This is a genomic window from Streptococcus oralis (genome assembly GCF_019929345.1).
GTDB lineage: Bacteria > Bacillota > Bacilli > Lactobacillales > Streptococcaceae > Streptococcus.
Window position 1 is genome coordinate 351,862 of sequence record NZ_JAHZPJ010000001.1, and the last position, 26,342, is coordinate 378,203.

The window sequence follows — 26,342 nt, forward strand, 5'->3', positions numbered from 1 at the left end:
AAATAAGTTTTTACTGAATATTAGATTTTCTAAGCATTGCTTTATAAAATTCCGAGCTTTTACAAAGTTCTTCATCTGTCCCTATCGCTTCTATTTTTCCGGCATTTAATAAAACGATTTTGTTTGCATTTCTTATTGTTCTTAATCTATGAGCAATAACAATTGCCGTTTTTTCTTTTATAAGTTCGGATAAAGCCTCTTGAATTAGACTTTCATTTTCAACATCCAGAGATGCTGTAGCCTCATCAAGCAATATGATTGGTGCGTCTTTTAGTATTGCCCTTGCTATTGAGATTCTTTGTCTTTCTCCGCCTGAAAGTCTTTGTCCGTTTTCACCTATTACTGTATCTATTCCATCCGGCATTTTGTCTATAAATTCATAACATCTTGCTATTTTAGCCGCTCTTATAATCTCTTCATCTGTGGCATCTTTTTTACCGATTTTTATATTATCTTTTATGCTTGAATTAAAAAGAGTAACATCTTGGAAAACGATAGAGAAATTTTTAAGGAGTGTTTCCGGATCAATTTTACCGATGTCCTCTCCCCCTATCAAAATCTTTCCTTTATCTATATCCCAAAATCTTGCAGCAAGCTTGGTGAGAGTTGTTTTTCCGCTTCCGCTTGAACCGATTAGCGCAGTGATTTCACCCTGCTTTGCAGTAAAGCTCACACAATTTATTACAGAATAATCATCATATCCGAAATAAACATCCTTGAACTCAATATCGTAATTTTTAATGTCAATATCTTTTTTGCCTTTTTGAACAGGCATGGTCTTTATTTCCTTTATTCTCCCTACAACCGCATCAAGCATAACTATCATTGACATAAAGGTGATTATTCCTTCTATAGGAAGATAAATACTTGCTGTAAGCATTAAAAATGCGATATAAACCAGCGCACTTACCTCCCCTGCCATAAGCATGTTGACGCCGATAACGGCAACACTTATAATTCCAAGCTTTAAAATTGCAGTAGCTATTCCTGTAAGTGTTCCGGCAACAACTTCACCTTTCGTCTTCTGTTTTGTGGATGCATTTAATTTTTCAAAAAAATCATTTAACATCCTATCTTCTAAGTTGTAAGATTTTATTTGCTCTATCTGCTCTATATTTTCCTGTAGATTATCAAAAACCTTACGATTATCATCTATCCAGCCTTGTACTATTTTTTTATGACTTTTCTTTGATAAAAATATAATCAAAATAGAAATGGGAATTACCCAAAGGGCTGCAAGTGCAAGTTTCCAATTATAGAAGATAAGCATTAAAGCAATAATACTTGTGGATATAGCCGTTGAATATATATGAGGTACAGCATGAGAAAAAATTGTTTCATATAAGTTCATGTCATTCATCATGGTTTCCGCAAGGTCTGCCAAATCTCTTTTACCAAAATAAGAAAGAGGTAATTTCTTTAACCTTTCCGCTAACTCAATTCTTGAATTTGCACTCTCGTTGTACACATTGGTGTAAAGTCTTACATAATCCCACCTCGCTATTAAGAACATCACAATCATCATTACTACAATTAGTGCAATATAATGAACAGAAGTAAAATTGTAGCTCTCAATACTTTTTAAAATGCCTATATACTGAAACAGAAACATAAAACCGATCATTGGTGCGAACAATTTAGTTAAATTAACAAGCGTGTGTGAAAATATGGCTTTTTTTAAGTTAAGAGCGCCTTTTTCTGACATCGCATATTTTTTCATAAAATAAGAAACCATATTTTAACCTCCTATCTTCCAATTTACGGATTTCTGATATTCATCCCAAAGCTTTTTATAATGCCCATTTATATCTATTAAATCTGCATGCTTGCCTTCTTCTACAATTTTCCCCTTATCAATAACGAGAATCTTGTCCGCATCTATTACTGTAGATAATCTATGAGCAATCATCAATGTTGTCTTGCTTTTTGATAGCTTCTTAAAAGACTCTTGAATCAAATGTTCATTTTCAGGATCTGCAAAGGCTGTAGCTTCATCTAAAATGATAATATCTGCATCTTTCAAAAAAGCTCTCGCTATAGAAATCCTTTGAGCTTCTCCTCCTGAAAAATATGTGCCTTTAGTTCCGTAAACAGTATCAAGTCCTTTATCTAAATTTTCAATAATATCTTTAGACCCTGAATTGATTAAGGCATTGTCAATTTCTTCATTAGTTGCATCAGGCTTTCCGATTAAAAGATTATCTCTTAAACTCATTTTAAATAGTTTAGAGTTTTGAAAAACAAAAGCAATTTTTCTCATTAAAGCCTCTTTTTCAAAATCTTTTATATTAATTCCTCCAATATAAATTTCACCTGTTTTAATATCGTAAAATCGTGCAGCAAGCCTTGCTATAGTAGTTTTACCACTGCCTGACGATCCGACTAAAGCAACTCGTTCTCCTTTATTCACCTTAAATGAAATATCGTCTAATACATTTTCATCTTCATAAGAAAAGCTTACATTTTTAAACTCTATCCCAACATCAGAACTTGTTTTATTTCCATAAACAAAATCATCAAACTCAAGTATATTCTCAATTTTATCTAAAGCAAGTTCCGCAAAATAACTGGATTGTGTAATCGTCGCAGTTCTCATAATAAAAGTAGCAAATGCCGGTCCTATTAGGAAGTAAATAACAGAATCTGCAACTACATTAGATAAGTTTCCATTAAATTTTATTAAGAGTAATGCCACAGGTACCAAGAAAAATGCCGTCGATGTAGAAACGGTTTCAAACCACGACATTTTATTCGTATAACTCATAGTAAGCTTAAGTACATTGTCTTTTACTTTTATGATTAACGAATATAACTTATCAAAGCTCTCAACACTTTGTGCAAATGTTTTAACAACAGGAATTCCTCGAACATATTCCACTGTCTGAGAAGATAAATTGGAAAGTCCTGCATAATACTCATCTTTCATTTTTTTTGTTTCGGCTGTCATCATAGATGACATCAATGTCATACCGATAATCATCGGTATCATACTGGCAAGTCCTAACTTCCAGTTAAACACGAAGAAAAATACAAGCAGGACGATTGGCGATATAATGGTCATCGTCATATCAGGAAGTTGATGCGCTAAAAAAGAATGGGTTTCAGACGCTCCGGACACAATTACATTTCTTATCCTTCCGCTTTCTTTGTCATCGAAATACCCAAGCGGTTTGTTTATTAGTTTTGTTACGGAAGTCTTAATAATGTTATCTTCCACTTCAAATGCAAAAATATGGGATAAAATTAAACCTATTAGGTATATGAATAGCCCCAGACCGGCAAAGACTGCTGCATAAATTGAATTTTCCTTTACATAATCAAAATTCACCATCCCATTTAAAATTAAGTTATTTACAATTCTATGAATATATACCATAGGCATCAAAACCATGACACCTGATACAGCAGACATAACCATAGCAATATAGAGTAAAAAACTTTTTTTACCACCGTAATCCTTTAGTCTTTTCAGTATTGATTTCTTCTTATTCTTCACTGAACAACTCCTCCTTTTTCTTAAAATTAGCAAACCCTATAAATAGCCTTTTTAGACTGATTTTAGAGGCTAGTTTTCAAACTCTTTTGCAATACGCATAGTTTTTCTTGTTTTTATCTATTATTTATTTTATAATAAATGAGGATTTCAATCAATTAGATATGGCTAAATAAGTCTATTCGGGATAATGTCTATTCGGGATAAAATAAAAAGCACGGAGGTATAATATGAGTGATTTTTATAACTTTGTTAAAAACTTTTTTTCTACAGATGAATCTATCGATAATACAAAATACTCCACTGTAGGACATGAATTCCGTTTTAGCACGGATAATGCAGAAGGCATATATTGGTTTTACGAGGGCGATAATTTCACTATTGATATTTATGATGTTTTCATAAAAAAAGAAATTATCCATACAAGTTTTTCTGGTTTGAATAATTTCTATTCCCTTTATTTATCTTATTTAGTTACAGCAAACGGTGAATGTTTTAATCCTTATCAAAATCTTTCTTCAAATTCACTTTTTACTATAAATACAAAAAATTCTAAAGACTATAGGTTTATACTTCACAAAAACTCTCCTTATTTAGGAATCGGTATAAATTTCAATCAGTCCATGATAGAGCAATGCCTGTCCTCTTATAAGAATAAAGTCTGTAACTATGAAGATTTATTTTTTAATACCAGCATTATAATAAACAAGCCTTTAGAAAGAATCGCAAAAGATATCCTTAATTGCAAGATGGCATCTCCTGCTGCTGAAATCTTTTTTGAGTCAAAGGCAAAGGAATGGTTAAGTATTACAATAGACTCTTTTTTAAATAAGTACAGCAATCCACTATCTATTGCCGATGATGAGGCTTTGAAAAATGTCGCCAATTATATAGACGATCATTATGCAACATCTATCTCACAGGATACTTTAGAAAAAATATCCACTATGAGCGGCACAAAACTAAAAAAGTTATTTAAGCAAAAATATCAATGTACAATTACAGAATATACTCAAAGACGGAGAATGAATATGGCGGAATTACTCCTACTGAACTCTACCCTTAAAATTCAAGATATAGCAGAGGCTGTAGGATATTCCTCTCACAGTAAATTTAGTACATGCTTCAAAAAATATAAGGGATTTTATCCCAAAGACATAAAAAAATATGCGAAAAATAATCTTTCTGATTAAATACATAAGGATTTAACTTTGGGGACGGTTGAGTTAGACCTTATTGGAAAATGTTAAAGTCATAATTGGTAAACCTAAATAAATTATACGTTTAGGTCTTGTTATTATCTTGTAAAATCAGTAAAGTAGCTAATTCTACTATTTTTAGGGACTTAGTCACAAAGAAAATCAAACAGTTAGACTGACTGTTTGAGTATGAAAAAAGCAGATAAAAAATCCCTTGAGTAAATAACTTAGGGGATTTTAAAGGTTGGGGTAGGGTATTGAAAAGCTCGTACAAAGTATAATAAAAATCCCCACCAAATTTTGAAAATCTATTGAAATGTATTGAAGTTTATTAGCAGAATACATAAGTGGAAAGCTTGATTTTAATAAATTTAGAAGATTATTGAAAAAGAAATATCACACTTTCATTCTTATTAAAATCCTTATAACTGTATTTTGAATGATTTTCCCCAATCAAGCATCCCTCTCTCTTATAAAATATATACATTCAGTTGTATGAAATGTAATGTTGTTCTTATCAGACTTGAAACTTTTACTAATCCAACTATTTATCTTACACATTTAGTTTAAACCTATAGTATCCTATTTTCTTAATATTCTACAGTGTAACACTGCATTTATATTATAACGCTAATATGTTCAGAAAAGAAATACTTTGTAAGTCAATGTCTGTTATAACGGAAATTGTTAGAGATGTCTATCATAACAGAAATTGAGATAATGTCCATAACTTCCCTGAAGATAAATTATGTAATCACAAACTATTTCATATCCAATCTAGTGTAGGTTGTTTGGAGCATATCATCAACAAAAAAAGAACGAGCCAAAACTTCGTTCTCCTTATAATGATAAAAATATGTTTTATACCACAAAAGATATGTAAACTAATCTTTTAAATAATAAAAAAGTTCCGACGTTTGTAAATGTTTTGAGTAAATTGAAATTACTTTTTGACCTTCTGGAAATACTGTCTTTCTCTTCAAATCTAATAAAGATTGAGGAACAATTTTCCTTGATGTCTCTTTCAATGTTAATGCTAGTATCTGTTTTCTTGTACGTAGAGCATAATCAAACTCCAAATACAAATAACGTCCTGAACCAGTTAGATGAACATGCTTTCCCAATAACTCCTCAATAGATCCTAAAACTTGTAACTTTTGCATCGTGGTTCCATCATTTTTTATTTTCAACTCATCAATTATGACATGACTATTTAAACAATCGTCAAAGAAACTGCCTGCACCTTTTCGGTAATCAACACCACATAGGTGCATGAAATTAGTAGGTGAAAAATGAAGTTCAACACTTTCTATTTCCGTTTCATAATACATGATTTTGCCAACAAAGTGTTCTTTAAAAAAAGAAGCCGCAATTTGTAACTGAGTAAAAAAACGCTGAAGTTTTATTTTTTCGGTGTAATTTGGATTACGATAATCTCTAGAATTTGCCATATTTTCCTCACAAAAAAGGTGGTTTACAGAGTCTGTAAGCCACCTAGTCAGTCGGTTTATTCTGGTGTCTGCCACCGCTTGGCCATTACGTCCAAGATTGCTATCGGATTTCGTTCTGGTGTCCGCCACCGCTTGGCCATTACGTCCAAGATTACTATCAGATTGACCATGAGCCGACCACTCATCTACACTATTTATTCTACCTGAAAATTATTAAAATTTCAAGTATCAACTTCTTTATTTCGTTGTATAGGCAAAACTGATGGCACTATCTGCTTGCGAGATTTTTCTAAAGGTATAGTTAGGGTTGCCACCATAGTTAGTTTCAGACACAAGGAAAGAACCATCATCATAAACTTTCTCGACAAAAGCCACATGACCATAGTCTGCTGGTGTCCCATGTGTACCTCCTACAAAAGAAACAATAGCACCTGCTTTTGGTGTGGAACCCGTTTCTCCACCAAGACTTGAAGCTGTCGCAACCCAGTCCTGACCATTTCCCATGGTATTAATGATTGAAATCTTTTCTCCATTTCTACCTTTTAATTTTAAGCCTAACTGGTTCATACGAGCCGCAACACCCCATGTACATTGTCCATAGGCATAGGCCATACCATCTCCACCACCAGGAACAGAATGCTCATACAAGTCCCCACGAACCCCTTCAAGGGATTGCGGGTCACTTTTTGCCTGTCCTCCATTTGTTTGGCTGAAGCCTTTTTCAATTTGGTAATACCATTCCGTTGCTCTGGTTTGTCTTTCCAGTAGTTTGTCACCAGAATTTCCCTCCCAATAGGTCAGAAAGAGTTGGGCGAGATTGGCTGCACTGCCCGAATTTCCAAAGAAATCCTTTAACCAACTTTGATAGTAAGGACTATCTCCATGAAGCATAAAGTCAAGTTGTAGGTCTAAATCATACCATTTCTTATTTTGGGTGCGTGCATAATTTAACAAGGCTGTATGACGTATTGAACCATCTGCAGTATCTGTCCATTGCCCTAATCCCAAACCTCTATGAAGAATATTAGGATAAGCACCACTATAAATGGCTGGTCCTCCTATCGCTAACCAGCTTTCATCATCCCATGAGGAATCGGTAGCGCCAACTGGAGGAGATAAATAATCTCCTTCAGCACGTTTTGGATTAATAGAAGACTCTACTGACCAATTTCCTAAAATAGCCGCAATGGCTTGGGGACTAGCCCCTTGAGATTTCAAAAACTCATAAATATGTTTTGCTCGTTCAAACTCATCTCCACCAAACTGACCAATGGCAGGTAAGATAGTGGTCTGAAGTTGAATGACTTTTGGAAAATAAAATTGCGGATTGACATACACCAATTTTTCTTTCTTGTTCTTATACTTTTGATAGGAAACTTTCAAACCTGTATCGTCTGGTGTTTCACCAATAATATCACCTGTTAGGACTCTTGTCCCCTCAATCGCACGGCCATTATGAATAGAATACAAGGTTAAACGACTCTCATTCTCTCCTTTTCCATTAGTGAGAATTACATTGTCACCATCTAAAGATACTAACCCATCCATTGGTGCGACAATCGTTTGGTGAGCCTTGGCTTCTAGTAGAATGTACTCCTGAAGAGTAGGTTTTCCGTCTAAATCATAGTATCCATAACGATAAGTCATGGTTAGACTATCTTCGTTGCTTTTCCCCTCAAATGGATTGTCCAATTCCTGCATGGAAGCATACACACCTTCTTCTTTTAGTTCCTTCATTTCCTCTTGATCATCTTTCGAGAGTTTATACTTAGGAGTTTCATAAAGGTCTTGCATGGATTTCAAATCTTCCCCATCGTTTAAATCATGCCACAAAGTAGATAGATAATCCTTGTAAGTTTCTGAACTAAATAAGTGAACTGGTTTGTGTAACTCATAGTCATGGAATTTAAAGTTCATATACCCCATCACATCATCAACTTTTGTGTAATAGGTAATGCCTTTGTCATTTGTACGAGTATGTTCTGCGTCTTCCCAAGTTAGGTGGGTATAAGCTTTTGTTAATTCAAATTCATCTTGTTGAATCAAACTAGCAGATGAAAAACCTAAAAAGAAGCTCATCATAAGTAAAAGAAGAAAGACTATTCCTCCAACTATCCAGGTTGCAGGATTCCCAGCCGCAAATGTAAAGAAGGAAAAGGCTGCTTTTAGTTTTTGATAGATATTTCGGACACTTGTAAGACCTTGTTTCTTTAATTTTCGATACCGATTTTTAAAGGAACTTGGATTATCTTTCGCTAGTTTCCATCCTTTTCCATCCTTAAAATGATGGTATCGCTCTTTTGTGTTGGTCAGTCTTTTCTTGGTAAAACGACCTGTTGCTTGTCCTGTTTTGACACTAGCTTTTCCAAGATTATAAGAAAGCCGACTGTAGCGTTTCCCTTTTCTAATGGTCTCTTGAAGTGTGCGATAACCTTCTAAATCTTCATTTTCTGAAGCTAACTCTCCACCTTCACGTCCAAGGACATAAAGAAAAGTTTTGGCTTTCCTACTGACTTTTTTGGACTTATAGGCTTGTTTAGTTGATTTTAAATTTTCTTTAGCAGCCTTGACTTCTTTCTTAGCTTTTAATTCTTCTAAACTCTTCCCTTGAAAGAAAAAATTAGATTTTTGTTTCGATTCCTGACCGTAGAGAAATTTTTGATTGGTTTTTCTTTCTTTACGACTCTCTTTTTTTTCTTCTTTTGCTTCTACCTTTGCTTCCTTAAATTGCTTCTTGGCTATTTTCAATCGTTTCCTTGCATGAGGCAATCGTCTGTCTCTTAATTCTTTGCGATTCAAAAGAGATGGAGGACTATTTTGAAGGATGTGATTGTAATCTTCATTTGCTTGTTTTACTCTCTCCTTTGAAGCTTCTCTCATCTTCTCTAGCTTTTGCTTTATCTCTTTTTTCCATGCTTTTTCATCCAGTACAGAGGAATCTTTTTTCTGTTTCCTTACCTCCTTCTTTCCTTTTTTCAAGAATTTCTTCTCATCTTTTAGACTTCTTCTAAATGCCTTTCGGGCACGTATGATTTCTCTTTTATCCTTCATTTACCTTCCCCTTAATTAGAAGCCATTTTATCAGGATCTGTACTCATGATATCAAACAATTGTGTACCTTGAGGAATCTTATTTTTAAAGGGAACGACAACTGAACCAGCTTTTATTAGTCCTGCCCCTTTTTCTGGATTGACTAGGTATTTTTCGAGTTCTTTTGACAAGCCTAAGAGTTGAACCAGTTCTTCTCTATCATTTTTTGCTTGCTTGAGGAGAATCATAAATTCACTATTTGCAATAATCCGTCTACCATTTGGATCTAACAATAAGGTTTCGACATTTTGGGTTATCCCAGTAGGACTAGCTCCATATTTTCTGACACGACTCCACAATTTAAAGAAGAAATCACTGGCATATTTATCTAATAAGAGAAGCTGCATTTCATCAAAATAAATCCAGGTCTTCTTCCCTAATTTTTGATTCCGAACAACACGATTCCATATCTGATCAAACACTACCATAAGAGCGATTTGTTTCAGCTCATCTCCTAACTTCTTAACGTTATAAATCAAGAAATTAGATCCTGTCTGAATATTGGTCTTATGAGAAAAAATATCAAGAGAACCTTCGACATATAGTTCCATATCAAGTGCCAAATTCTGCGCTTCTTCTTCTGGCTGTTGACTCAAGACAAAAACCCATTCTTCCAAAGAAGGCTCTTTAAATGACTGATAGGTCAGTCTGGTGACTCGGTCGATAATCGATTTTTCTCTTCCATCCATTTTTCTATCCAATAACTTGCCGATAAAGGATAAAAGAAATTCTGATTTTACCTTTACAGGGTCTTCATCCATATTTTCCTCAGACAAGTCAAGGACATTGAGATAAGTTTGGGAATCAGGCGCAATATCAATCATTTCTCCCCCAAAAGCTCGTCCAATGACACTGTACTCTTCTTCTGGATCCACAATGATAATTTCAGTATTTTCACCAGATTCCTTGATTTTGGTCGTGATAATTTCATGCTTGGTTGCCATCCCTTTCCCAGCTCCAGATGTTCCTAAAATCAGACCAGACGGTGTATTTAATAGGCTTCGATCAATGGTAATAATATTGCTTGAGATTTGATTGATACCGTAATATTTCCCACTTCGGTCTTGTATGTCTACTGAAGTCCATGGAGAATTCACTGCTACATTGGACGTTAATAAACTCCGTGATACGCCCTCTAAAAAATCACAACCAAATGGCAGCAAACTATTAAAGGCTGCTTCTTGCATATATGGTAGTTTATCAATCATTAGGTCATTTGAGCCGGCCACTTGTTGGAGCGTGTCTAGGGCTTGTTTAAGTTCTTCTTCATCCTGACCAAAGACCCCAATCAAGAAGACTGTTTGAAACAGTTTATCTCCTGTCTCTGTCATGGTTTTTAAGAGTTCCTCAGCTTCATCGATATTGCTTTCTAATACATGACCTACTTTTTCCAAATAGATACCTGTACGAGCTAGTTTTTGTTGTTCCCCAATCTTTTGGGATTCCATCAAGGTCTTCTTTGTTCGTAGTTTCTTCATGGCATCTGCCTTGGTCGAACTTTGAGCATGGAGGCTCACAATCAATTCCAAATCTCCTTGCATGAGGTCTCGAATAAACTGATCTCCTAATTCCATACCGTAGTCTCTCACATAGACAATCTGCAATAAGCGGTCATTGATTTGTAGGTAATTCTTGTTTTTAAAATCCAAGAGATTAGGTGCTATGAAGTGACGAGTTGTCTGACCAGATTTCGTTAAATCACGGTAAGAAAAAGGAAGATGGTGTTCTCCTCTAAGCATATCGGCCAACAAGTTGACACGCTCTTCTCCAGCCAAGGATTCAAATCGTGCATCAATTTCTGAGAAACCACTCTTGAAATATTCTCCTATTTGGGACAAGGAACGATAGGCTTGTTTGGGATTAGAATCCTTTCTACCAAAGCTAATCAGTTTCACAGCTGAAAAGTTATTTTCACCACTGTCTAAATTCTGATTCATCATTCGATTCAATTCTTTACGATAGGTATCATACCCATCTTCTTTTTCCTCATACAAAACACTTTGTCTGAATTTTTCTAAATTCAATCTTTTATTAAAGATAGTCAATTGGAAGTTGGTTTGGTCATCTAGGGAGTTAATCAAATCAGAATACTTCTCAATGATTGCGCCCTTATCTTCTAAACCAACGGTCTGGTAATTGACATCACCAAGTAAATAGCTTTGTGAGAAATAATCTTCTTTTACCTGCATCAGACCATTTTGATACAGAGCTTGATAGGAAAGAGTATTAGCCGTAGAGGGTAACACTTCCTCTTTTTTTCCTTTAACTACTTCTTTCTGATTAGTCATTGAGGTTTTTTGTTTCTTTAATGTATTTGATTTTCTTTTCATGTTCAGGTCCTTTCTTTCCTGTAATTGTGCGTAGGGGAACCGTTAGTTCAAAATGAAGACGGTATTTCAAATAATGTTCAAAATATAAATCATTGGGTTTATAGACTCCAAAAAGCATGAGGGGGATGGTAAAGGCAAACACAAAACCGTAAACAAACCAATCTCCAAATTGCCAGAAAAAGAGATTCAAGCCCAAAACAATAATTGTGACAATAAAGGCTGGTAAAACAAAGATGATTTGTCTTGTGGTGAAACCTAACCAAGCCCTGTGTTGGTATTTTGAGATGTCTTTAAAGACACGTGTATTCATGACTTTCCTTTCTAAAAAGGCTAAGAAGCATTCACTTCCTAGCCTTTATCTAATTACATACCTAAGATTGAGCGAGCCGTACGTTGAGAACCAACGAGGGCAATAATCAGTAAGATAGCTTGTACCAAACTACCAAACATAATCGCAAGTGATTGCAAGACTCCTGCACCATTTGAAACAGCTATTTTCCCAGCAGATTCAAACAAAGGAACAAGAGAAACAATCAGAAAAATAAGAACCCCTTGTACCGCATAGACCATAATATTTTTTAAATAACCAATACCAATAGACTTCCACTCATCACTTAAAAATGTTGGAATCGTAAGAGGGGCAAATGGGATCATAAGGTAGAGTTGAATAAATCGAATAGATACCAAAAGATTAACCATGGCTGCACTTACTATCCGAACTAGCCAAATGAGGAGGGCGAAAAATCCCACAATCATACGGCCAATAAATCCTGAACCTTTTAGTCCAGAGATGGTATCATACTTTGCCCCACCGTGAGCCACAATCGAGGCCACTTGTTCAATGGCGTGACTCGCAATCCCGATGATGGCTTCTACAATCACGGTAGTGTTGGTAATTACAACTGCGACCATAATATAACTAATCAACATCGGCGCTAATGCTTCAAAGGTCATCGCTCCTCCTGAGTTAGCAATTTTCTTTGCCATCTTCGAAAATTCTAAGATGAGAACAACTGATAAAATCGCAACTCCAAGAGGCTGCATAACACTTTTAGTAATACTAGACATATAAGTCCAAACTGTTGGATTGTAGCTAGATAGAGATTTAATCAAATCTACCGTAGATTGTAAATCTACATTAAATCCTTCAAATAAATTTTCAGCTGATATTTTTTCAGATGCAAGGTAAACAAAGGGTGAGACTAAACTAAGATTCATGTCATTGTTTATCCTCCTAAATTGAAATCTGGGTTACAAAGGCTCCAGCAGCCCCAACCATAACACCACCGACAATTTCCAGAATGGCATTCCGAACACCTGGTCCACCATCTTTAATGTTGGTTGCAAGGTTGACAATCCCCACAACAACGAGAAAGGCACCAACCGCAATCAATCCCTTCTGTAACAAAGACATAGCTTGTGCAAACATAGCACTTGCGTCTACTCCATAAACAAAACCTTTAAAATGCGTAATCATCTATTTCCTCTTTTCTATTTTTATTTTAAACTAGATTCAAAAGTTAAATCACGAATTCTAAGGCCTTCAAGATGATTTTCTTGTCTTTGATTTAAAGGATTGATTTGATAGTTCCACCACCGTTCATCGGTTTCTTGATTGGCTAGGTATTTCCAGTTTGGATGCTTAGTGGAATTGTACTTTTTGCTTTTAAAGACAGGCATATTTGCAATTCGAACCAAGCATTCATGCCGTTTCATATTTCCGACCTCATCAGGTGTCATTAAATCACGAGCAATCTTTTGATGAGAAAGGGATCCTGAACCTGTCTGGCCAAAGGAACGACTCGTATTTCGAACATCAATGGTTTGTTTTCCGAGTAAGCCACTCATAAATTTAAAGGTATCTTCATCATTCCCACCTAAGTAGACTAAGCTATCACAGTTCCCCAAAATGGTTTTCCAAGCTTCTTTTTCTTTATAGAGCCCTTGAAGTTGGGCAATATTTTGTAGAATAGGAACGAGACTCATGTTGCGAGAACGGACTGTCGAGGTTTGTTCAGCAAAATCTGGGATTTCTCCGATATTTGCGAACTCATCTAAATAGACTCTCACATGAAGAGGCAATTGACCCTTAAAATCAATATCTGCTTGTCTTGTTAGGGTTTGAAATACGGTTGAAAAAAAGAGGGCTGAAAGAAAGCGAAAGGTACTATCGTTATCTGGGATAACTAAGTAAACCATTGATTTTTCCTGGCCCCATGTCTTCATATCAAGGGTATCTCTTTTGGTCAAATCCATGACACTTTGAATATTGAAGAGGGCAAATTTAGCAGTGGTTACAGCTATAACAGAATCCAGAGTCTTATCCTTATAATTTTGAAAATCTGCCCAATTTCGCATGGTAAAATTTTCAGTTCCATACTTTTTAGCATAATTTTCAAATAGAATTTCTAAGACACTTTTTTCTTGATTTTCACCCTTGGATAAGTGTTTAATGAGTTTTGAGATTTCAGCAAAACTTGGATAACGCCCTCGTTTTTTTCGCTCTTCCACTTCTTTTTTTTGACGTTTCAACAAGTTTTGGTATTCTGTTTGACTCAAACGACTCTCTTCAATGAGCTGTTCTCTTGTTTTGGGTGGATTATAGAAATCGACCAAGTAAGAGGCTAAAGCTCGTACCAAAGTCATAGAAGCTTCATCCCAAAATGGATCACTACGAGAGCCAGAGCCTTTGGTGTTATTAAAATAAACCGTCAGCATGCGATTCAAATCATTTTCTGTCTCTATATAGCGAAAAGGATTGAAGCCATCTGAGTTCTTCATATTGACTAAATCTAACACCTTTACTTGGTAGCCATGTTCTAAAAAGAGTTTGCCTGTTTTCTCAGCTAAGTGATCTTTAGGATCCACGACAATATTAGAACTGTTCATCTGAATCAGATTAGGTTTTACAAAGCGAAAGGTCTTCCCACTTCCTGAACCTCCGATCACCGCAATATTCTTATTTCTATCATATTGGGGTGGTCTTTTATCTAATAATGTCAAACGAACATCTTGTGCTAAAATCGTATCATGAGAAAATTCCTTACCGTAAAAGAGCTTCTTTTCTTTTAGAGTTCCAAAACGGGCGCTCCCGTATTCTACCCCTTCTCGGTATTGTTTTTTACCAGTCTCTAGATAGAGATAAACCAGCAACATCATCACAAAGCCTAGTAGAAAAAAAGCACTTGATTTTCCAGTAAAAGAAACATTCCATGGCGACTGAAGAACTTCATCTTGACCCTCCATCAGAAGATGAGTCCATTTATCTAAGCTATTTCCAGTATAGGAATCATACAAAAGCGTCAAACGATGAAAAAGATAGCCTAGTAAGATGCCTAACAGTGAGAATAGTAGGAATTTCTTTCCACTGTACATCATCTCACCATCTCTTTCTGTTTGACGGCCCCTTCTTGTCTAAAGGTAATTTGGGATTTAGCCTCATCAATTGCATCGTCTAATGACTTATCCATGGTAAAATCAGCTAATTTCTCCGGATCATTAACCATTTTTTCTAACAGATGGTCTAAATGATTGTCCAGAATCGAACGGTCTTTCGTGTAGAAATGTAGAGAATCCCCTTGCCAAGCGATGGCTAAAGGAATCTCTTCTTTTTCTAAAAAAGCTTTAAATTTCTCTATATCAATTGGTTTGTCTAAAAAATCTTTTTTCAGATTAATCGTATCAATCGAATAAGGAGATTGTAGCAATTCTTCTAATTTCTGTACCCCTATCTTATAGGCGGAATCTTGTGCTAAAACTTGGCGTCTAGACCATTCTAGAATCTTTAAAAGACTTTTTACAGTAAATAAAAGACTACGCTCAGCATATTGAACTGCCATTCGTTCCTGTTGTTCAGAGGACATCTGAGGCCTCCTTCTTAACAAATAGCAGCTTTCCTTCTTTATAACGATAAGCTATCAATTTCTGACGTTGCTTAATCGACTTGACAACCTGCAGTAGATCTCTCGAATAAGGTTCTCGAAGAGTAACTTCTACTGCTTTCCCATCAAAGATACCAACACGTTTAAATTCAATGTAGTCTTTTTTGAGATGTCCTAAGCCCATACCAAAAGGAAAGTGATGAATCAATTGGATGGTACAACCACCTTTATTTCCCATTTGTTTCAAATCATACAAGTTTACTACCTTCATGATTAACTCCTTTATCTAGTTTGTCGCATCGTTTAAGTCTGGTAACGATAAACTCCGTGTCTGTTAGAAAATTCTCACACACGTCTTGTGCCAGTTGCCCTTCACAGGGAAATACTCTCAGTCCCTACTTACACAGGCACGCTAATCAAGACGGAGTGGATTCAATTTTCAAAGAACAGGTAGCTTTATTATAGATAAGAGTAGTTGAAATTTTTATCACATTTCTTATTTTTCTGTAGAGCTAAATTCATACTAAACAAAGATTTTGAAATAAAAGACTAACATTGTTACATAACGTTAGCATTTCATTTCCCTAAAACAAGCTAATTTGGTCTAAAAAAGCAGCAAACTATAAACTAGTAGGTTCCACACCAAATGTAGCCCCATACTGCCCCATAAGTCAGATTTATAGCGCACCATCCCTAAAAACAATCCCAATGAAACATATAAACACCAAGCTAGAATGGTTCCTGGATGATGTACTAAGGAAAATAAAACACTTGTCAACGCAATTCTGATATCTAATTTTCTAACCAAGTTCCATAAAATTTCTCGATACAGAAATTCTTCAACCATACTCGCATTGATTAAGAACAATAAAAATGAAAACCAAGGAACCTGATGTTGTAGGCCAATTAAGTTTGCTTGATTCGTGGTTCCTTGAGCATGGATTAAGCTAAAACATAGACTTATAATCAATAGGCTAGCTAATCCAATACCAAGCCATTTCATCCTAGATTTCATACTGACCTTATGCGCTTTTTTACGTTGACCATATATCCATAAAAATGAAATGAGTGACGCACCATAGAGAATCTGTAGTATAGTTAACTCACCGATACAAAAAAATCTCAGTAAGTATAGAGATACCAATAGGACATTTACTTGTTGGAATATATAAACTGGAATTATTCTTTTCATAGTTACCTCCGAAATAAATCTTCATAATCTAAATCTAATACCTGCACAATCCTTTCTACCCATGGACTTTGAGGCATTCGTTGTTCCATCTTATAGTGACGAATCTTTTGATACAAACGATTCAATTCACTTGGATAGTGAAACTCTCCCGCAAACATTTTTCTGGTTAACTCAATCCAGCTAATATTTCTTTCAGCCAAAATCATGGACAAGTTCTCCCAAAATCGTTCAGCCATATTGCTTCTCCTTTAACTAGATAAATAATGTGTTTGTGCCATGTAAATCAATTGTTTCGTATCTCTTGGCAATAAAGCTCTAGCTTCCTCCAAATTTAGATTTGGATAAACTCTCTTATTTGAAACTGCAAGAGGAAGTCTGATGGTTAGTTCAGGATTTTTTAATATCATTTCAATGAAATCCGTTAATCTTAAATTGTCACGGTTCTTAAATCGTAATAAATTGGGAGATAAAAACTCAAAACAATCTGAAGAATAGCTCATCATCTCAATTAATTTATCCTTTGTCATTTCAGAAACTGAATGACAAGATACCTCGATGCCATAGTTTTGGAAGAAGTCTAAAAGAAGTTGATTTCTTTGCCTATTTTTACTTAGATAGAGATCAATCATGGGAGACCTCCCAAAGATTCGGTTCCATTTGATACTCTGAGACGATTAAGGAATCTAATAAATTTGCGAAGTTAATCGGTTGCTTGTCTTCATCATAAGCTTTTACAGTTACTTGGGTTGTAAGTATTCCCTCTTTTCCCTCGGCTCGATAGCCTTGTCCATATAAAACAAAAACAAGATTTTGATGATCATCTACAAAGGCATCAGCTCCGTTCTTTATATCCTGACTTTCAAGGAATTCCATAATGTTTTGAAGATAGGATTCATAAAATAGTGGGTAATTGTGTTTTTTATGGTAATAATCTAAAAATGTCACTTCAAACTCACATGGATAATTGGGCATCAAAAATATTTGTTCATCCAACTGCATCATTTCTGCATCATGTAATTCTGTTTCTAATTCATCACAATATAGTATTGACTCTTTATTTAACGCTTTCATCTTTTTCCTCTATTTCTTTTAATTTCTTTGCGATTGCGGCAATCACAGGAACGGTTACACTATTACCAGCTTGTTTATAGAGCTGACTATTACTAGAGACTTTTCTAGCAGCTTCAAAAGCCCAATCAGGAAAGCCCTGCAGTCTAAAACACTCTTTAGGAGTGATTCGTCGTATCCTCAAACGGTAAAATTGCCCATCAATTAAGACACCAGCTACTTGGTAAACTTGTTTATCTTCTCCTTCATAGCTAGCCACTACTACTCCCATTTGCCCACTAGTTGTTAACGTATTCGCTATACCTTTTCCAACTCTACCACGACGATACTGAGAACTTGGTCTTTCTAAATTGATTGAATCCCCAATCTCTGCTTGAGCATATCCTTTTTTCGTTGCCTCTCGGACTTTTAGAAATTTGATTGGTTCTGGAATCAGTATTTTGGGAATTTTATCTCCACCTTGCATCGTAGTCAGTGTTGGAGATAAGCCCTCACTTCCATAGACGCGACCAGTTTCCTTAAAGCTAGTTGGTAAATCTCCAACAACGACAATACCATGGCGATCCTGAGTATTTAAAGTAAACATTGGCTCTTGATTATCCTTGAAACGTCTACCATTTTGTCTTTTTTCTAATCTGTCTGGTGTCATACAAGGAATCGCAACTTTAAATCCTTCTCCTTTTCCACGAACTAAGGTTGGTGCAAGACCTTCTGAATAATAGACTTTACCACTCATTCCACTTTTTGATGGATTCAAATTCCCTAATATTTTTAAAGTCTCAGAGTTAGTTGCTTGACCTTCTCGTCTGAAAGGAAATAAGAGTCTGGTACCTCTCTTTCTAGAATGTCCGATAATAAACACCCTCTCTCTGTTTTGGGGAACGCCAAAATCCTTACTGTTAAGCACCTGCCACTCAACATCAAACCCCAACTCATCAAGTGTGGTAAGAATTGTGGTGAACGTCCGTCCCTTATCGTGATTGAGTAGGCCTTTAACATTTTCAAGAAAAAGAAAACGTGGTTGGATTTGTTTGGTCGCTCGAGCAATTTCAAAGAACAAAGTTCCTCTAGTATCTTCAAATCCCAATCGTCTTCCTGCGATTGAAAATGCTTGACAAGGGAATCCCCCACAGATGACATCGACTTTCCCTCTAAGTTTTTTAAATTCGTCATCTGAAACATCTCGTATGTCATGAAATTCTATTTCTCCTTCCGTTTGAAAAATGGACTTATAAGATTCTCTAGCAAATTTATCAATCTCACAAAATCCAATACACTCATGTCCAACACTTTCCATTCCTAGTCGAAAACCCCCGATACCTGAAAATAAATCAATAAATCTCATTTCTTTATCACCCCTTTCTTATCGACTATCATTGTCAGAACTGTCACTCCACTTGAAATGACAATAAGCATAACTAATATCCACTCGATTGGCGACATTTAACCACCTCCTTTTCTAACACGGTTATTCCAAACAGAATACAAGCCATTAAACACAAATTCAGCAAGTACTTCCGCTCGTCTAACAAAGCGAACATTGTCAAGAGCATACTGATAGATTCTCTCAAAATCAGTCATAGCAATTTCACTGGCTGTTTCAGAAAACCCCTCTCGTCTAAATTGATCTTGTACCAATCCCCAAATATAATCTCGATCATATTTTGTGACCTTTTCTACTTTTCTTTTCAAGATAGGTTGAGTATTCCTCTCCTCCTCATCCTCAATAAATAAAGAATCAGTCTCACTATATTTAGTCTCACTAACTTCAGTCTCACTAGGGGCTAAATGTGAGACGGGGGCTGTTTCATTTTCATCCTGCCCTAGTCTTTTTTTAACACTAGGCCTGTTTGAATTACCTACTGGGGTAGAAGATAATTCCCCTAAATAAATCTTATTAGCTAGTCTTCCTTTCTCACTTGAAGACTGTTGGACTTCATCAATTAAGTCATATTCTTTAAGAGTTTTTTTGATGGACAGTAATTTTGACTTCGAACAACCTAACAGCCTCATCAGTTTAGAATTAGAAAATACTAAATAAACCGCTCCCTCTTCATCTATCCAACCACGACTGAGAGATAATTCTAAACGATCTTTTAAAATAGAATAAGCCACCTTTACTTCTAGTTTCATATCCATATATTTCTCATCCTCAAAAAGAATTTTAGGTAATTTATAATACCGTTCTGAAGTTTGGTATTGATTTGCGGTAATTCTTTTCATAGCGCTCCTCCAAGTTCTTTGAGTGTTAAATCTCCGCTTGATTCCAATTGAACCAAGCCACTTTTTTCTAATTCAGCCATAAGAGATATGGCCTCAACAATATCTATTCCCATTTCACGTACTAAAAATGAAATGACAATATAGCGTGATGATTGTAATTCTTTTGTCATTTTCCCTCCTGAAAATAAAAAAAGGAGAACAATATTCAATTGTTCTCCACGATAAATTTGTTAAAAAGAAAAACCCTGCCAAATTAATTTTTGGTAGGGTTTTTGGTAGGAAACTAAATTAATTTATCAGTTTCTAAAATGTGTTCACGATTCTAAAAGGCTGATACTATAGTATTCCGATTTCTAATTGGTATATGCCTCTTATTTAAGAGTAACTGAAGCTCCAGCTTCTTCCAATTTAGCTTTGATTTCTTCAGCTTCTGCAGTTGGAACGCCTTCTTTGATGACACCTGGTGCACCATCAACAAGTTCTTTAGCTTCTTTAAGGCCAAGACCAGTGATTTCACGTACAACTTTGATAACGCCAACTTTTTTGTCACCAGCAGCTGTCAATTCAACGTCAAATGAATCTTTAGCAGCACCAGCGTCAGCAGCACCAGCTGCAGCAACAGCTACAGGAGCAGCTGCAGTTACACCAAATTCTTCTTCGATAGCTTTTACAAGGTCGTTCAATTCAAGGATTGAAGCTTCTTTAATTTCAGCAATAATGTTTTCAATGTTCAATGCCATTGTTATTTCCTCCAAATAAGTTTTTATTTTTATAATAATTTTTTTGTAGCTAGGCTACGCTGCGTAGCTTAAGATTAAGCTGCGTCTTCTTTGTTGTCTGCAACTGCTTTGACAGCAAGTGCAACGTTGCGAACTGGCGCTTGAAGTACAGAAAGGAGCATAGAAAGAAGTCCTTCGCGGTTTGGAAGAGTTGCAAGAGCAACGATTTCTTCTTTAGATGCGACAGCGCCTTCGATTGCACCACCTTTGATTTCAAGTGCTTCAGCGTTTTTAGCAAAGTCGTTCAAGATTTTCGCTGGTGCGATAACATCTTCATTAGAAAATGCTACTGCAGATGGTCCAACAAATACTGATGCAAGATCTTCAAGACCAGCTTTTTCAGCTGCACGACGCAAGATTGAGTTTTTAATGACTTTATACTCAACTTCGCTTCCACGAAGCTCACGACGAAGAACTGTATCTTGCTCAACTGTCAAACCACGAGCGTCTACAACGACGATAGATGCAGCAGCTTTCATTTTTTCAGCTACTACGTCAACTAGTTCCGCTTTTTTAGCAATAATTGCTTCACTCATTAGTGTGTTCACCTCCGTAATTATTTTGCTTGGGGAATTTTTCTAAAAGAAAAACGCGCCCAAACCTAGACACGAAAGTACAATACGCTTCTTTTTACATGATACGTTTTGTCCTCGGTAGGATTTTTATGAGTCGAGCTCCCCTACTGTCTTAGGCAGTTTTTTCAAACCGTATATAAGTATAGCATAGACAAAAAAAGAATGCAAGATTTTTGCAAACTTTTTTTGAAATTTTTTTAAATCTCTACTGTCAAAACTTTGCCTTGCTTAACCACCTGTTCTCCAGCGATATAAACATCATCAACATCACTGGATTTGACAGCATAAACCAGGTGAGAGAGCATATTTTTCTGAGGTTGAAGATGGATTTTTCCTTTTGGTTGAATGACCAGAAAATCCGCTTGCTTGCCAACTTCTAGGCTTCCTATCTGCTTTTCCATTCCTAGAACCTTAGCTCCTTCGATCGTCAGTGCCTTAAGGGCTGTTTCGATAGGAAATTGGCTAGCATCTCCACTCTTCATTTTCTGAAGAAGAGCTGCTGTCCGTCCTTCCTCAAACATATCTAGATTGTTATTGGAAGCAACCGAGTCAGTCGCAATGCCGACTGCTACCCCTGCTTTTTGAAGTTGGATGATGGGAGCAATCCCTGAGGCCAGTTTGAGGTTACTAATAGGATTGTGAGCTATAGCTACTTGAGAAGTTGCCAAACGTTCAATTTCTCGCTCGTTTAGTTCGACCCCATGAGCAAAGACAGACGAATGATCTAAACACCCAAGTTCATCTAGAAAAGCGAGGGGGCGTTTGCCATAGCGTTTCAGGATAATTCCTGATTCCTCCTTGGTCTCCGCCACATGAATATGGATAGGAATATTCAGCTCTTTTGCCATATCTAAGCTTGCTTCCAGCAAGTCTCTACTACAGCTATACGGAGAATGAGGGGCTACCATAACCTTGAAATTTGGATTTTCATATCCTAAGATTTCCTCGATGATGGCTCGAGTTCTCCTTATGGTCTCAGCAGTTGATTCTGCTTCAGAAGAAAAGAGGGTCGGTGAGAAATAACAACGCATCTTAGAAGCCTTGACTGCCTGATAAATTCTCTCAATATCCACACCATTGGGATTATACATATCGTTGAAGGTGGTTGTTCCTGACTGGAGCATCTCTGTCAGAGCCTCTTTGACTGCCTTGGTAGTCATGTCAGAAGTAAATCCTGCTTCTGCTGGCCAGATATAGTCATTGAGCCATTCATGGAGATTACTATCATCCCGAATCCCTCGCAAACCTGTCATAGCAGAATGGGTGTGGCAATTGACCAAACCAGGCATAATCCAGGCTCCTTGATAGTCTATAATCTGCTCAGCTTGCTCCAAAATCTCTGGCTTCTCTTGACCGACATAGACAATTTGAGAGTCCTTAACGGCTAAGACACCATCCAAATAAACATGGAAATCTTGGTCACAAGTCACGATATTTACATGCTGATAGACTTTCATTGTTTTCTCCTTCTAAGGCCCTGATTTTTTCTAGCTATTGTAACAAAAAAGTCACCCAAAGGCAACTTTTTTTGTCCATAAGATTTTAAAATAGAAAGGATTATTCAGAGCTAAAAGCTGCTGCTTTTTGCATTTGGTAATACTTGCCCTTTCTAGCCATGAGGTCCTGATGATTGCCATGCTCCACAATATCACCATCCACCAAAACTAGAATCAAATCCGCATCCTGAATAGTTGACAAACGGTGAGCAATGATAAAGCTTGTGCGCCCCTTCATGAGTTTAGCAAAGGCATCCTGAACTAGCACTTCCGTCCGTGTATCAATGGAGGAAGTCGCCTCGTCTAAGATAAGAATCTTTGGTATAGCCAGAAAAACTCGGGCGATGGTCAAGAGCTGGGCTTGACCGACAGATAGAGATTCTCCTGCATTTTCCAACTTGGTATCATAGCCCTGTGGCAACTGTTGGATAAAAAAGTCTGCGTTGGCTGCTTTGGCAGCAGCAATCACCTGCTCCCGACTGGCTTCAGGATTTCCAAAGGCAATATTGTCATGAATGGTTCCTTGCTTGAGCCAAGTTTCTTGGAGCACCATCCCAAACTGCTGTCTCAATGATGCTCGGGTATAGTCGTAAATGGAACGACCGTCTAGCAAGATATCTCCCGAGTTAATGGGATAAAAACGCATGAGGAGATTAATGAGAGTTGATTTTCCGGCACCTGTAGGACCAACGATGGCTACCTTGCTACCAGCTGGGATTTCAATAGACAAGTCCTTAATCAAGATTCTTTCAGGATTGTATCCAAAAGAAACATGTTTAAAGGAAATAGCTCCCTTGACTTGGTCACTGGTCAAGACTTCCTTACCTGTTTCAGCCACCTCTGGACTTTCTAAGACAGCATAGACGCGCTCTGCGCAAGCGAGAGCACTTTGTAACTCGGCTAAAACAGAAGAAATATCATTAAAGGGCTTGGTGTACTGTTGGACGTAATTCAAAAAAGTCACTAAACGTCCGATGGTCAAGGTGGACCCCATCATGATACGATAGGCTCCCACTCCAGCTAAAAGTGCATAAATGAGTGCATTAACAAAGCGAGTCGAAGGATTAACCGTTGAAGAAAAAAAGATAGCTGACTGAGAATAGCCTGCGTAATTGTCATTCGCCTCACTCAGTCTTTGGATAAACTCTTCCTGAGCATTGAAGGACTGGATAATGGTGTGTTGGCTCAGCGATTCTTCAATCAACTGAGTCTGAATCCCCCTCGTCTCTGTTTGCTTCTGGAAGAGATGATAAGATCGCTTGGCAATAAAGCGCGAGATCACCATGGACAGTGGTGTCAATAGCAAGACCAAGAGGGTCATGAGGAGGTGAATTTGAAGCATGGCTAGGATACTAACCAAAATCATCAAGACGCCAATGAAAAATTGGTTGAAAATCATGGTCAAGCCAGCTGCCAGCTGCTCTATATCTGTGGTCACACGACTGACCATCTCTCCACTGCCCTGCCGATCCACAAAAGCAATCGGTAAACGATGGAGCTTATGGATGATTCGCTCTCGCAAGTCTTTAGTATAAGAGAAAATTAGACGATTATAAAGAAGAGGATTGGCCCATTGTACCAGTGTATTTCCTATGACTACCAAAAGCATCTGGATGAAAATCTGCCAAAAAACTGGTGAAGAACCAGCCACTAGGACCTGGTCAATGACCTGCCCAATCAAGATGGGTAAGTAGATTGATAAGGCAACTTGGGCAATAGTTCCTAGAAAGGCAAGGAAAAGGAGGAAGGGATGGCTTGCTAAATCTATGGCCAAACGTTTGAGCGTCTGGTTTGCAGTTTGTCGTTTCATGCTAGTCCTCCTTTCCATGTTGGGATACATTGATTTCGCGATAGACTTGGCTGGATTTCATCAAGTCCTCGTGCTTGCCAACAGCTAGGAGCTCCCCTTTTTCCAAGAGGAGAATCTGGTCTGCCATCTGAAGTGTAGATGTTCTTTGAGAAATCAAGATTAAGCTCGTATTTGGCAGATTTTCTCGAATGGCTTTCAAGAGCTTGGACTCGGTAATGGTGTCGAGGGCCGAGGTCGCATCATCTAGGATGAGAAATGGAGCTTGGCGCAAGACTGCTCGTGCGATAGACAGCCTTTGTTTTTGTCCGCCTGAGAAATTTCGCCCTCCTGCCTCAACAGTTGCATCCAAAAGTCCTTCCTTTTCACTGACAAAATCCTTAGCTTGCGCAATCTCCAAGGCCTGCCAGAGTTCTTGGTCAGATACTTCTTGATTGAAACCTAGAGTCAAGTTGGAACGAATAGTTCCCTTAAAGAGTTCGACCTTTTGGGGTACATAGGCAATCCAAGACCGCCACTGCTCAAGATTAAGAGGACTACATCCATCTCGATAAAGGTCAATACTTCCCTTATCTACTGGATAAAGTCCAAGTAAGACTTGCACCAAGCTTGATTTACCAGAACCAGTTCCTCCGATGATACCAAGGATTTGTCCTTGCTTCATATCAAAGGAAATATCTCTCAGAGAAGGCTGGGCCGCATCAGGATAGGTAAAGGTTAATTCCTTAACTTGTAAAACCTTATTAGTAGTAACTTGTTTTTGTTCTAATTCTGAATGAATATCTTCTGGCTCTTCAGCAAAGACTTCCTCGATTCGCTTGGCTGAAATATAGGACTGGTTGAGGGAATTTATCAGCATGGCTAGCTTGACCAATTCCACCAAGATCTGCAAGAGATAGTTGATAAGGGCAATAAGAGCACCTTGGCTGAGTAAACCTCCTTGTATAGAAATATAGCCCTGCCAGATGATGACGAGAAGGGTTCCATTGACAATCAGATAAGTCAGAGGTGTTAACAAACTAGACCAGAAACCCGTCTTTTCTTGCAATCTGGCATAAACTTGGTTAAGGGTTTGAAAAATCTGTAACTCTCGTTTTTCCTGACCAAAAGCACGAATAACTCGCATGCCTTGCAATTGCTGGCGCGTTTCCTGAACCAGCTGATCCGTTTTCTTTCTCAGACTACTGTAGAGAGGATTGACCAGTCGAGAAAGACCGACAATGACAATCGTCAAAATGACAACCATAACTAAGAACCAGAAAGTCAGCTCAGCCGAGATGCGATAGGCCATAAAAATGGCTCCAAAAACGATAATAGGCGCTCTCAAAAAGAGGCGCAGGAATTGATTGATACCAGTCTGAATCTGGTAGGTATCCGAAGTCAAGCGAGTCACCAAGCTAGAAGTTGTCAAACGGTCTCTGCTGTCCTTAGGTAAAGAAAGAATATGACGATAAAGGTCGTCTGTCAGTTCTTTGGCAAACCCAACCGCTGCCTTGGCTGAATAGAATTGAGCAATCAAGGCCACTAAAACGCCAATCACTGCAAAGACAAGGAGCAGGCCAATCTGCATCCAGAGGTGTCCTTGATTTCTCTGGGGCAAGGATTGGTCAACAATCTCAGCAATCACCATGGGAACCAAGAGCTCAAACACAGCTTCTAGCAGCTTAAACAGGGGTGCTAAAATGGATTCTTTGATATAGGGTTTAAAGTAAGATAGTAAGTGTTTCATAAGTCCCTTCTATTCATATTCTAGAAATG

The 26,342-nt window shown here is 37.2% G+C and carries 25 protein-coding genes and 1 other annotated feature; of the genes, 2 read left to right on the forward strand and 23 right to left on the reverse strand.

Annotated elements, in window-relative coordinates:
* Window positions 1-10: 10 nt before the first annotated feature.
* Together K1I97_RS01830 and K1I97_RS01835 are read right to left on the reverse strand one after the other, a co-directional pair.
* Window positions 11-1,735 (reverse strand): ABC transporter ATP-binding protein, encoded by a 1,725-nt coding sequence (locus tag K1I97_RS01830; RefSeq protein ID WP_223332281.1) that lies wholly within the window; start codon window positions 1,733-1,735, stop codon window positions 11-13.
* Window positions 1,736-1,738: 3 nt separating this feature from the next.
* Window positions 1,739-3,496, reverse strand: a complete 1,758-nt coding sequence (locus tag K1I97_RS01835) for an ABC transporter ATP-binding protein (RefSeq protein ID WP_223332280.1) — start codon at window positions 3,494-3,496, stop codon at window positions 1,739-1,741.
* Window positions 3,497-3,723: 227 nt separating this feature from the next.
* Between K1I97_RS01835 and K1I97_RS01840 the strand changes: the two genes are divergently transcribed.
* Entirely contained in the window at window positions 3,724-4,686 is a 963-nt protein-coding gene (locus tag K1I97_RS01840; RefSeq protein WP_078238475.1) for a helix-turn-helix domain-containing protein, read from the forward strand.
* Between the two features lie 890 nt (window positions 4,687-5,576).
* Here the strand turns inward: K1I97_RS01840 and K1I97_RS01845 are convergent.
* Window positions 5,577-6,143 carry a PBECR4 domain-containing protein gene (locus tag K1I97_RS01845; RefSeq protein ID WP_070481759.1) on the reverse strand — a complete coding sequence of 189 codons (567 nt, stop codon included), beginning with the start codon at window positions 6,141-6,143 and terminating at the stop codon, window positions 5,577-5,579.
* An 18-nt stretch (window positions 6,144-6,161) separates the two neighbouring features.
* On the opposite strand from K1I97_RS01845, the gene K1I97_RS01850 reads away from it, so the two are divergent.
* Window positions 6,162-6,350, forward strand: a complete 189-nt coding sequence (locus K1I97_RS01850; protein WP_223332279.1) for a hypothetical protein — start codon at window positions 6,162-6,164, stop codon at window positions 6,348-6,350.
* 30 nt (window positions 6,351-6,380) lie between these two features.
* Here K1I97_RS01850 and K1I97_RS01855 read toward each other — a convergent pair whose 3' ends face one another.
* The 20 genes from K1I97_RS01855 to K1I97_RS01950 form a co-directional block, all read right to left on the reverse strand.
* A complete protein-coding gene (locus K1I97_RS01855) occupies window positions 6,381-9,194 on the reverse strand; it encodes a phage tail tip lysozyme (RefSeq protein ID WP_223332278.1) in 2,814 nt (937 codons plus the stop codon).
* Window positions 9,195-9,205: 11 nt separating this feature from the next.
* Window positions 9,206-11,563 carry a VirB4-like conjugal transfer ATPase, CD1110 family gene (locus tag K1I97_RS01860; protein ID WP_185760223.1) on the reverse strand — a complete coding sequence of 786 codons (2,358 nt, stop codon included), beginning with the start codon at window positions 11,561-11,563 and terminating at the stop codon, window positions 9,206-9,208.
* On the reverse strand, window positions 11,514-11,873 hold the full coding sequence (locus tag K1I97_RS01865) for a PrgI family protein (RefSeq protein WP_048773335.1): 360 nt from the start codon (window positions 11,871-11,873) through the stop codon (window positions 11,514-11,516). Before K1I97_RS01865 ends, K1I97_RS01860 begins: the two co-directional genes overlap by 50 nt.
* A gap of 53 nt (window positions 11,874-11,926) precedes the next feature.
* On the reverse strand, window positions 11,927-12,781 hold the full coding sequence (locus K1I97_RS01870) for a conjugal transfer protein TrbL (RefSeq protein ID WP_001054257.1): 855 nt from the start codon (window positions 12,779-12,781) through the stop codon (window positions 11,927-11,929).
* A gap of 16 nt (window positions 12,782-12,797) precedes the next feature.
* Window positions 12,798-13,040 carry a hypothetical protein gene (locus tag K1I97_RS01875; RefSeq protein WP_000627865.1) on the reverse strand — a complete coding sequence of 81 codons (243 nt, stop codon included), beginning with the start codon at window positions 13,038-13,040 and terminating at the stop codon, window positions 12,798-12,800.
* A gap of 20 nt (window positions 13,041-13,060) precedes the next feature.
* Window positions 13,061-14,938, reverse strand: a complete 1,878-nt coding sequence (locus K1I97_RS01880) for a VirD4-like conjugal transfer protein, CD1115 family (RefSeq protein ID WP_125353402.1) — start codon at window positions 14,936-14,938, stop codon at window positions 13,061-13,063.
* On the reverse strand, window positions 14,938-15,426 hold the full coding sequence (locus K1I97_RS01885) for a hypothetical protein (RefSeq protein WP_048773330.1): 489 nt from the start codon (window positions 15,424-15,426) through the stop codon (window positions 14,938-14,940). The genes K1I97_RS01880 and K1I97_RS01885 overlap by 1 nt, the downstream gene beginning before the upstream one ends.
* The gene (locus K1I97_RS01890; RefSeq protein WP_000869753.1) at window positions 15,416-15,715 is read right to left on the reverse strand and encodes a hypothetical protein; all 300 of its coding nucleotides are present in this window, start codon (window positions 15,713-15,715) and stop codon (window positions 15,416-15,418) included. The genes K1I97_RS01885 and K1I97_RS01890 overlap by 11 nt, the downstream gene beginning before the upstream one ends.
* Window positions 15,716-16,048: 333 nt before the next feature.
* Window positions 16,049-16,636, reverse strand: a complete 588-nt coding sequence (locus K1I97_RS01895) for a CPBP family intramembrane glutamic endopeptidase (RefSeq protein ID WP_223332277.1) — start codon at window positions 16,634-16,636, stop codon at window positions 16,049-16,051.
* 2 nt (window positions 16,637-16,638) lie between these two features.
* Window positions 16,639-16,872 carry a hypothetical protein gene (locus K1I97_RS01900; protein WP_050238682.1) on the reverse strand — a complete coding sequence of 78 codons (234 nt, stop codon included), beginning with the start codon at window positions 16,870-16,872 and terminating at the stop codon, window positions 16,639-16,641.
* Between the two features lie 12 nt (window positions 16,873-16,884).
* Window positions 16,885-17,265: a hypothetical protein gene (locus tag K1I97_RS01905; protein WP_223332276.1), complete on the reverse strand. Its 381-nt coding sequence runs from the start codon at window positions 17,263-17,265 to the stop codon at window positions 16,885-16,887.
* A complete protein-coding gene (locus K1I97_RS01910; protein ID WP_223332275.1) occupies window positions 17,258-17,707 on the reverse strand; it encodes a hypothetical protein in 450 nt (149 codons plus the stop codon). Before K1I97_RS01910 ends, K1I97_RS01905 begins: the two co-directional genes overlap by 8 nt.
* On the reverse strand, window positions 17,691-19,049 hold the full coding sequence (gene dcm / locus K1I97_RS01915) for a DNA (cytosine-5-)-methyltransferase (RefSeq protein ID WP_223332274.1): 1,359 nt from the start codon (window positions 19,047-19,049) through the stop codon (window positions 17,691-17,693). Before dcm ends, K1I97_RS01910 begins: the two co-directional genes overlap by 17 nt.
* A gap of 98 nt (window positions 19,050-19,147) precedes the next feature.
* A complete protein-coding gene (locus K1I97_RS01920) occupies window positions 19,148-19,927 on the reverse strand; it encodes a replication initiator protein A (RefSeq protein WP_223332273.1) in 780 nt (259 codons plus the stop codon).
* Window positions 19,924-20,097, reverse strand: coding sequence for a hypothetical protein (locus K1I97_RS01925; RefSeq protein WP_000159602.1), 174 nt, complete (start codon window positions 20,095-20,097; stop codon window positions 19,924-19,926). The genes K1I97_RS01920 and K1I97_RS01925 overlap by 4 nt, the downstream gene beginning before the upstream one ends.
* 201 nt (window positions 20,098-20,298) lie before the next feature.
* Window positions 20,299-20,667, reverse strand: coding sequence for a 50S ribosomal protein L7/L12 (gene rplL / locus K1I97_RS01930; RefSeq protein WP_001196964.1), 369 nt, complete (start codon window positions 20,665-20,667; stop codon window positions 20,299-20,301).
* A gap of 74 nt (window positions 20,668-20,741) precedes the next feature.
* Window positions 20,742-21,242: a 50S ribosomal protein L10 gene (gene rplJ, locus K1I97_RS01935; RefSeq protein ID WP_001287274.1), complete on the reverse strand. Its 501-nt coding sequence runs from the start codon at window positions 21,240-21,242 to the stop codon at window positions 20,742-20,744.
* Window positions 21,243-21,280: 38 nt separating this feature from the next.
* Window positions 21,281-21,416 (reverse strand) — a sequence feature (ribosomal protein L10 leader region).
* 62 nt (window positions 21,417-21,478) lie between these two features.
* Window positions 21,479-22,738 carry a TRZ/ATZ family protein gene (locus tag K1I97_RS01940; RefSeq protein ID WP_223332307.1) on the reverse strand — a complete coding sequence of 420 codons (1,260 nt, stop codon included), beginning with the start codon at window positions 22,736-22,738 and terminating at the stop codon, window positions 21,479-21,481.
* A 100-nt stretch (window positions 22,739-22,838) separates the two neighbouring features.
* Complete coding sequence (locus K1I97_RS01945) at window positions 22,839-24,587, reverse strand: ABC transporter ATP-binding protein (protein ID WP_223332306.1); 1,749 nt, start codon at window positions 24,585-24,587, stop codon at window positions 22,839-22,841.
* A 1-nt stretch (window position 24,588) separates the two neighbouring features.
* Window positions 24,589-26,313, reverse strand: coding sequence for an ABC transporter ATP-binding protein (locus tag K1I97_RS01950; RefSeq protein WP_223332305.1), 1,725 nt, complete (start codon window positions 26,311-26,313; stop codon window positions 24,589-24,591).
* Window positions 26,314-26,342: the final 29 nt, after the last annotated feature.

Excerpts from the sequence above, each read along its gene's own strand:
- K1I97_RS01830 (WP_223332281.1), bottom strand. The coding sequence starts at position 1,735 with ATGGTTTCTTATTTTATGAAAAAATATGCGATGTCAGAAAAAGGCGCT.
- K1I97_RS01840 (WP_078238475.1), top strand. The coding sequence starts at position 3,724 with ATGAGTGATTTTTATAACTTTGTTAAAAACTTTTTTTCTACAGATGAA.
- K1I97_RS01845 (WP_070481759.1), bottom strand. The coding sequence starts at position 6,143 with ATGGCAAATTCTAGAGATTATCGTAATCCAAATTACACCGAAAAAATA.
- K1I97_RS01855 (WP_223332278.1), bottom strand. The coding sequence starts at position 9,194 with ATGAAGGATAAAAGAGAAATCATACGTGCCCGAAAGGCATTTAGAAGA.
- K1I97_RS01860 (WP_185760223.1), bottom strand. The coding sequence starts at position 11,563 with ATGAAAAGAAAATCAAATACATTAAAGAAACAAAAAACCTCAATGACT.
- K1I97_RS01865 (WP_048773335.1), bottom strand. The coding sequence starts at position 11,873 with ATGAATACACGTGTCTTTAAAGACATCTCAAAATACCAACACAGGGCT.
- K1I97_RS01870 (WP_001054257.1), bottom strand. The coding sequence starts at position 12,781 with ATGAATCTTAGTTTAGTCTCACCCTTTGTTTACCTTGCATCTGAAAAA.
- K1I97_RS01875 (WP_000627865.1), bottom strand. The coding sequence starts at position 13,040 with ATGATTACGCATTTTAAAGGTTTTGTTTATGGAGTAGACGCAAGTGCT.
- K1I97_RS01880 (WP_125353402.1), bottom strand. The coding sequence starts at position 14,938 with ATGTACAGTGGAAAGAAATTCCTACTATTCTCACTGTTAGGCATCTTA.
- K1I97_RS01885 (WP_048773330.1), bottom strand. The coding sequence starts at position 15,426 with ATGTCCTCTGAACAACAGGAACGAATGGCAGTTCAATATGCTGAGCGT.
- K1I97_RS01890 (WP_000869753.1), bottom strand. The coding sequence starts at position 15,715 with ATGAAGGTAGTAAACTTGTATGATTTGAAACAAATGGGAAATAAAGGT.
- K1I97_RS01895 (WP_223332277.1), bottom strand. The coding sequence starts at position 16,636 with ATGAAAAGAATAATTCCAGTTTATATATTCCAACAAGTAAATGTCCTA.
- K1I97_RS01900 (WP_050238682.1), bottom strand. The coding sequence starts at position 16,872 with ATGGCTGAACGATTTTGGGAGAACTTGTCCATGATTTTGGCTGAAAGA.
- K1I97_RS01905 (WP_223332276.1), bottom strand. The coding sequence starts at position 17,265 with ATGATTGATCTCTATCTAAGTAAAAATAGGCAAAGAAATCAACTTCTT.
- K1I97_RS01910 (WP_223332275.1), bottom strand. The coding sequence starts at position 17,707 with ATGAAAGCGTTAAATAAAGAGTCAATACTATATTGTGATGAATTAGAA.
- dcm (WP_223332274.1), bottom strand. The coding sequence starts at position 19,049 with ATGAGATTTATTGATTTATTTTCAGGTATCGGGGGTTTTCGACTAGGA.
- K1I97_RS01920 (WP_223332273.1), bottom strand. The coding sequence starts at position 19,927 with ATGAAAAGAATTACCGCAAATCAATACCAAACTTCAGAACGGTATTAT.
- K1I97_RS01925 (WP_000159602.1), bottom strand. The coding sequence starts at position 20,097 with ATGACAAAAGAATTACAATCATCACGCTATATTGTCATTTCATTTTTA.
- rplL (WP_001196964.1), bottom strand. The coding sequence starts at position 20,667 with ATGGCATTGAACATTGAAAACATTATTGCTGAAATTAAAGAAGCTTCA.
- rplJ (WP_001287274.1), bottom strand. The coding sequence starts at position 21,242 with ATGAGTGAAGCAATTATTGCTAAAAAAGCGGAACTAGTTGACGTAGTA.
- K1I97_RS01940 (WP_223332307.1), bottom strand. The coding sequence starts at position 22,738 with ATGAAAGTCTATCAGCATGTAAATATCGTGACTTGTGACCAAGATTTC.
- K1I97_RS01945 (WP_223332306.1), bottom strand. The coding sequence starts at position 24,587 with ATGAAACGACAAACTGCAAACCAGACGCTCAAACGTTTGGCCATAGAT.
- K1I97_RS01950 (WP_223332305.1), bottom strand. The coding sequence starts at position 26,313 with ATGAAACACTTACTATCTTACTTTAAACCCTATATCAAAGAATCCATT.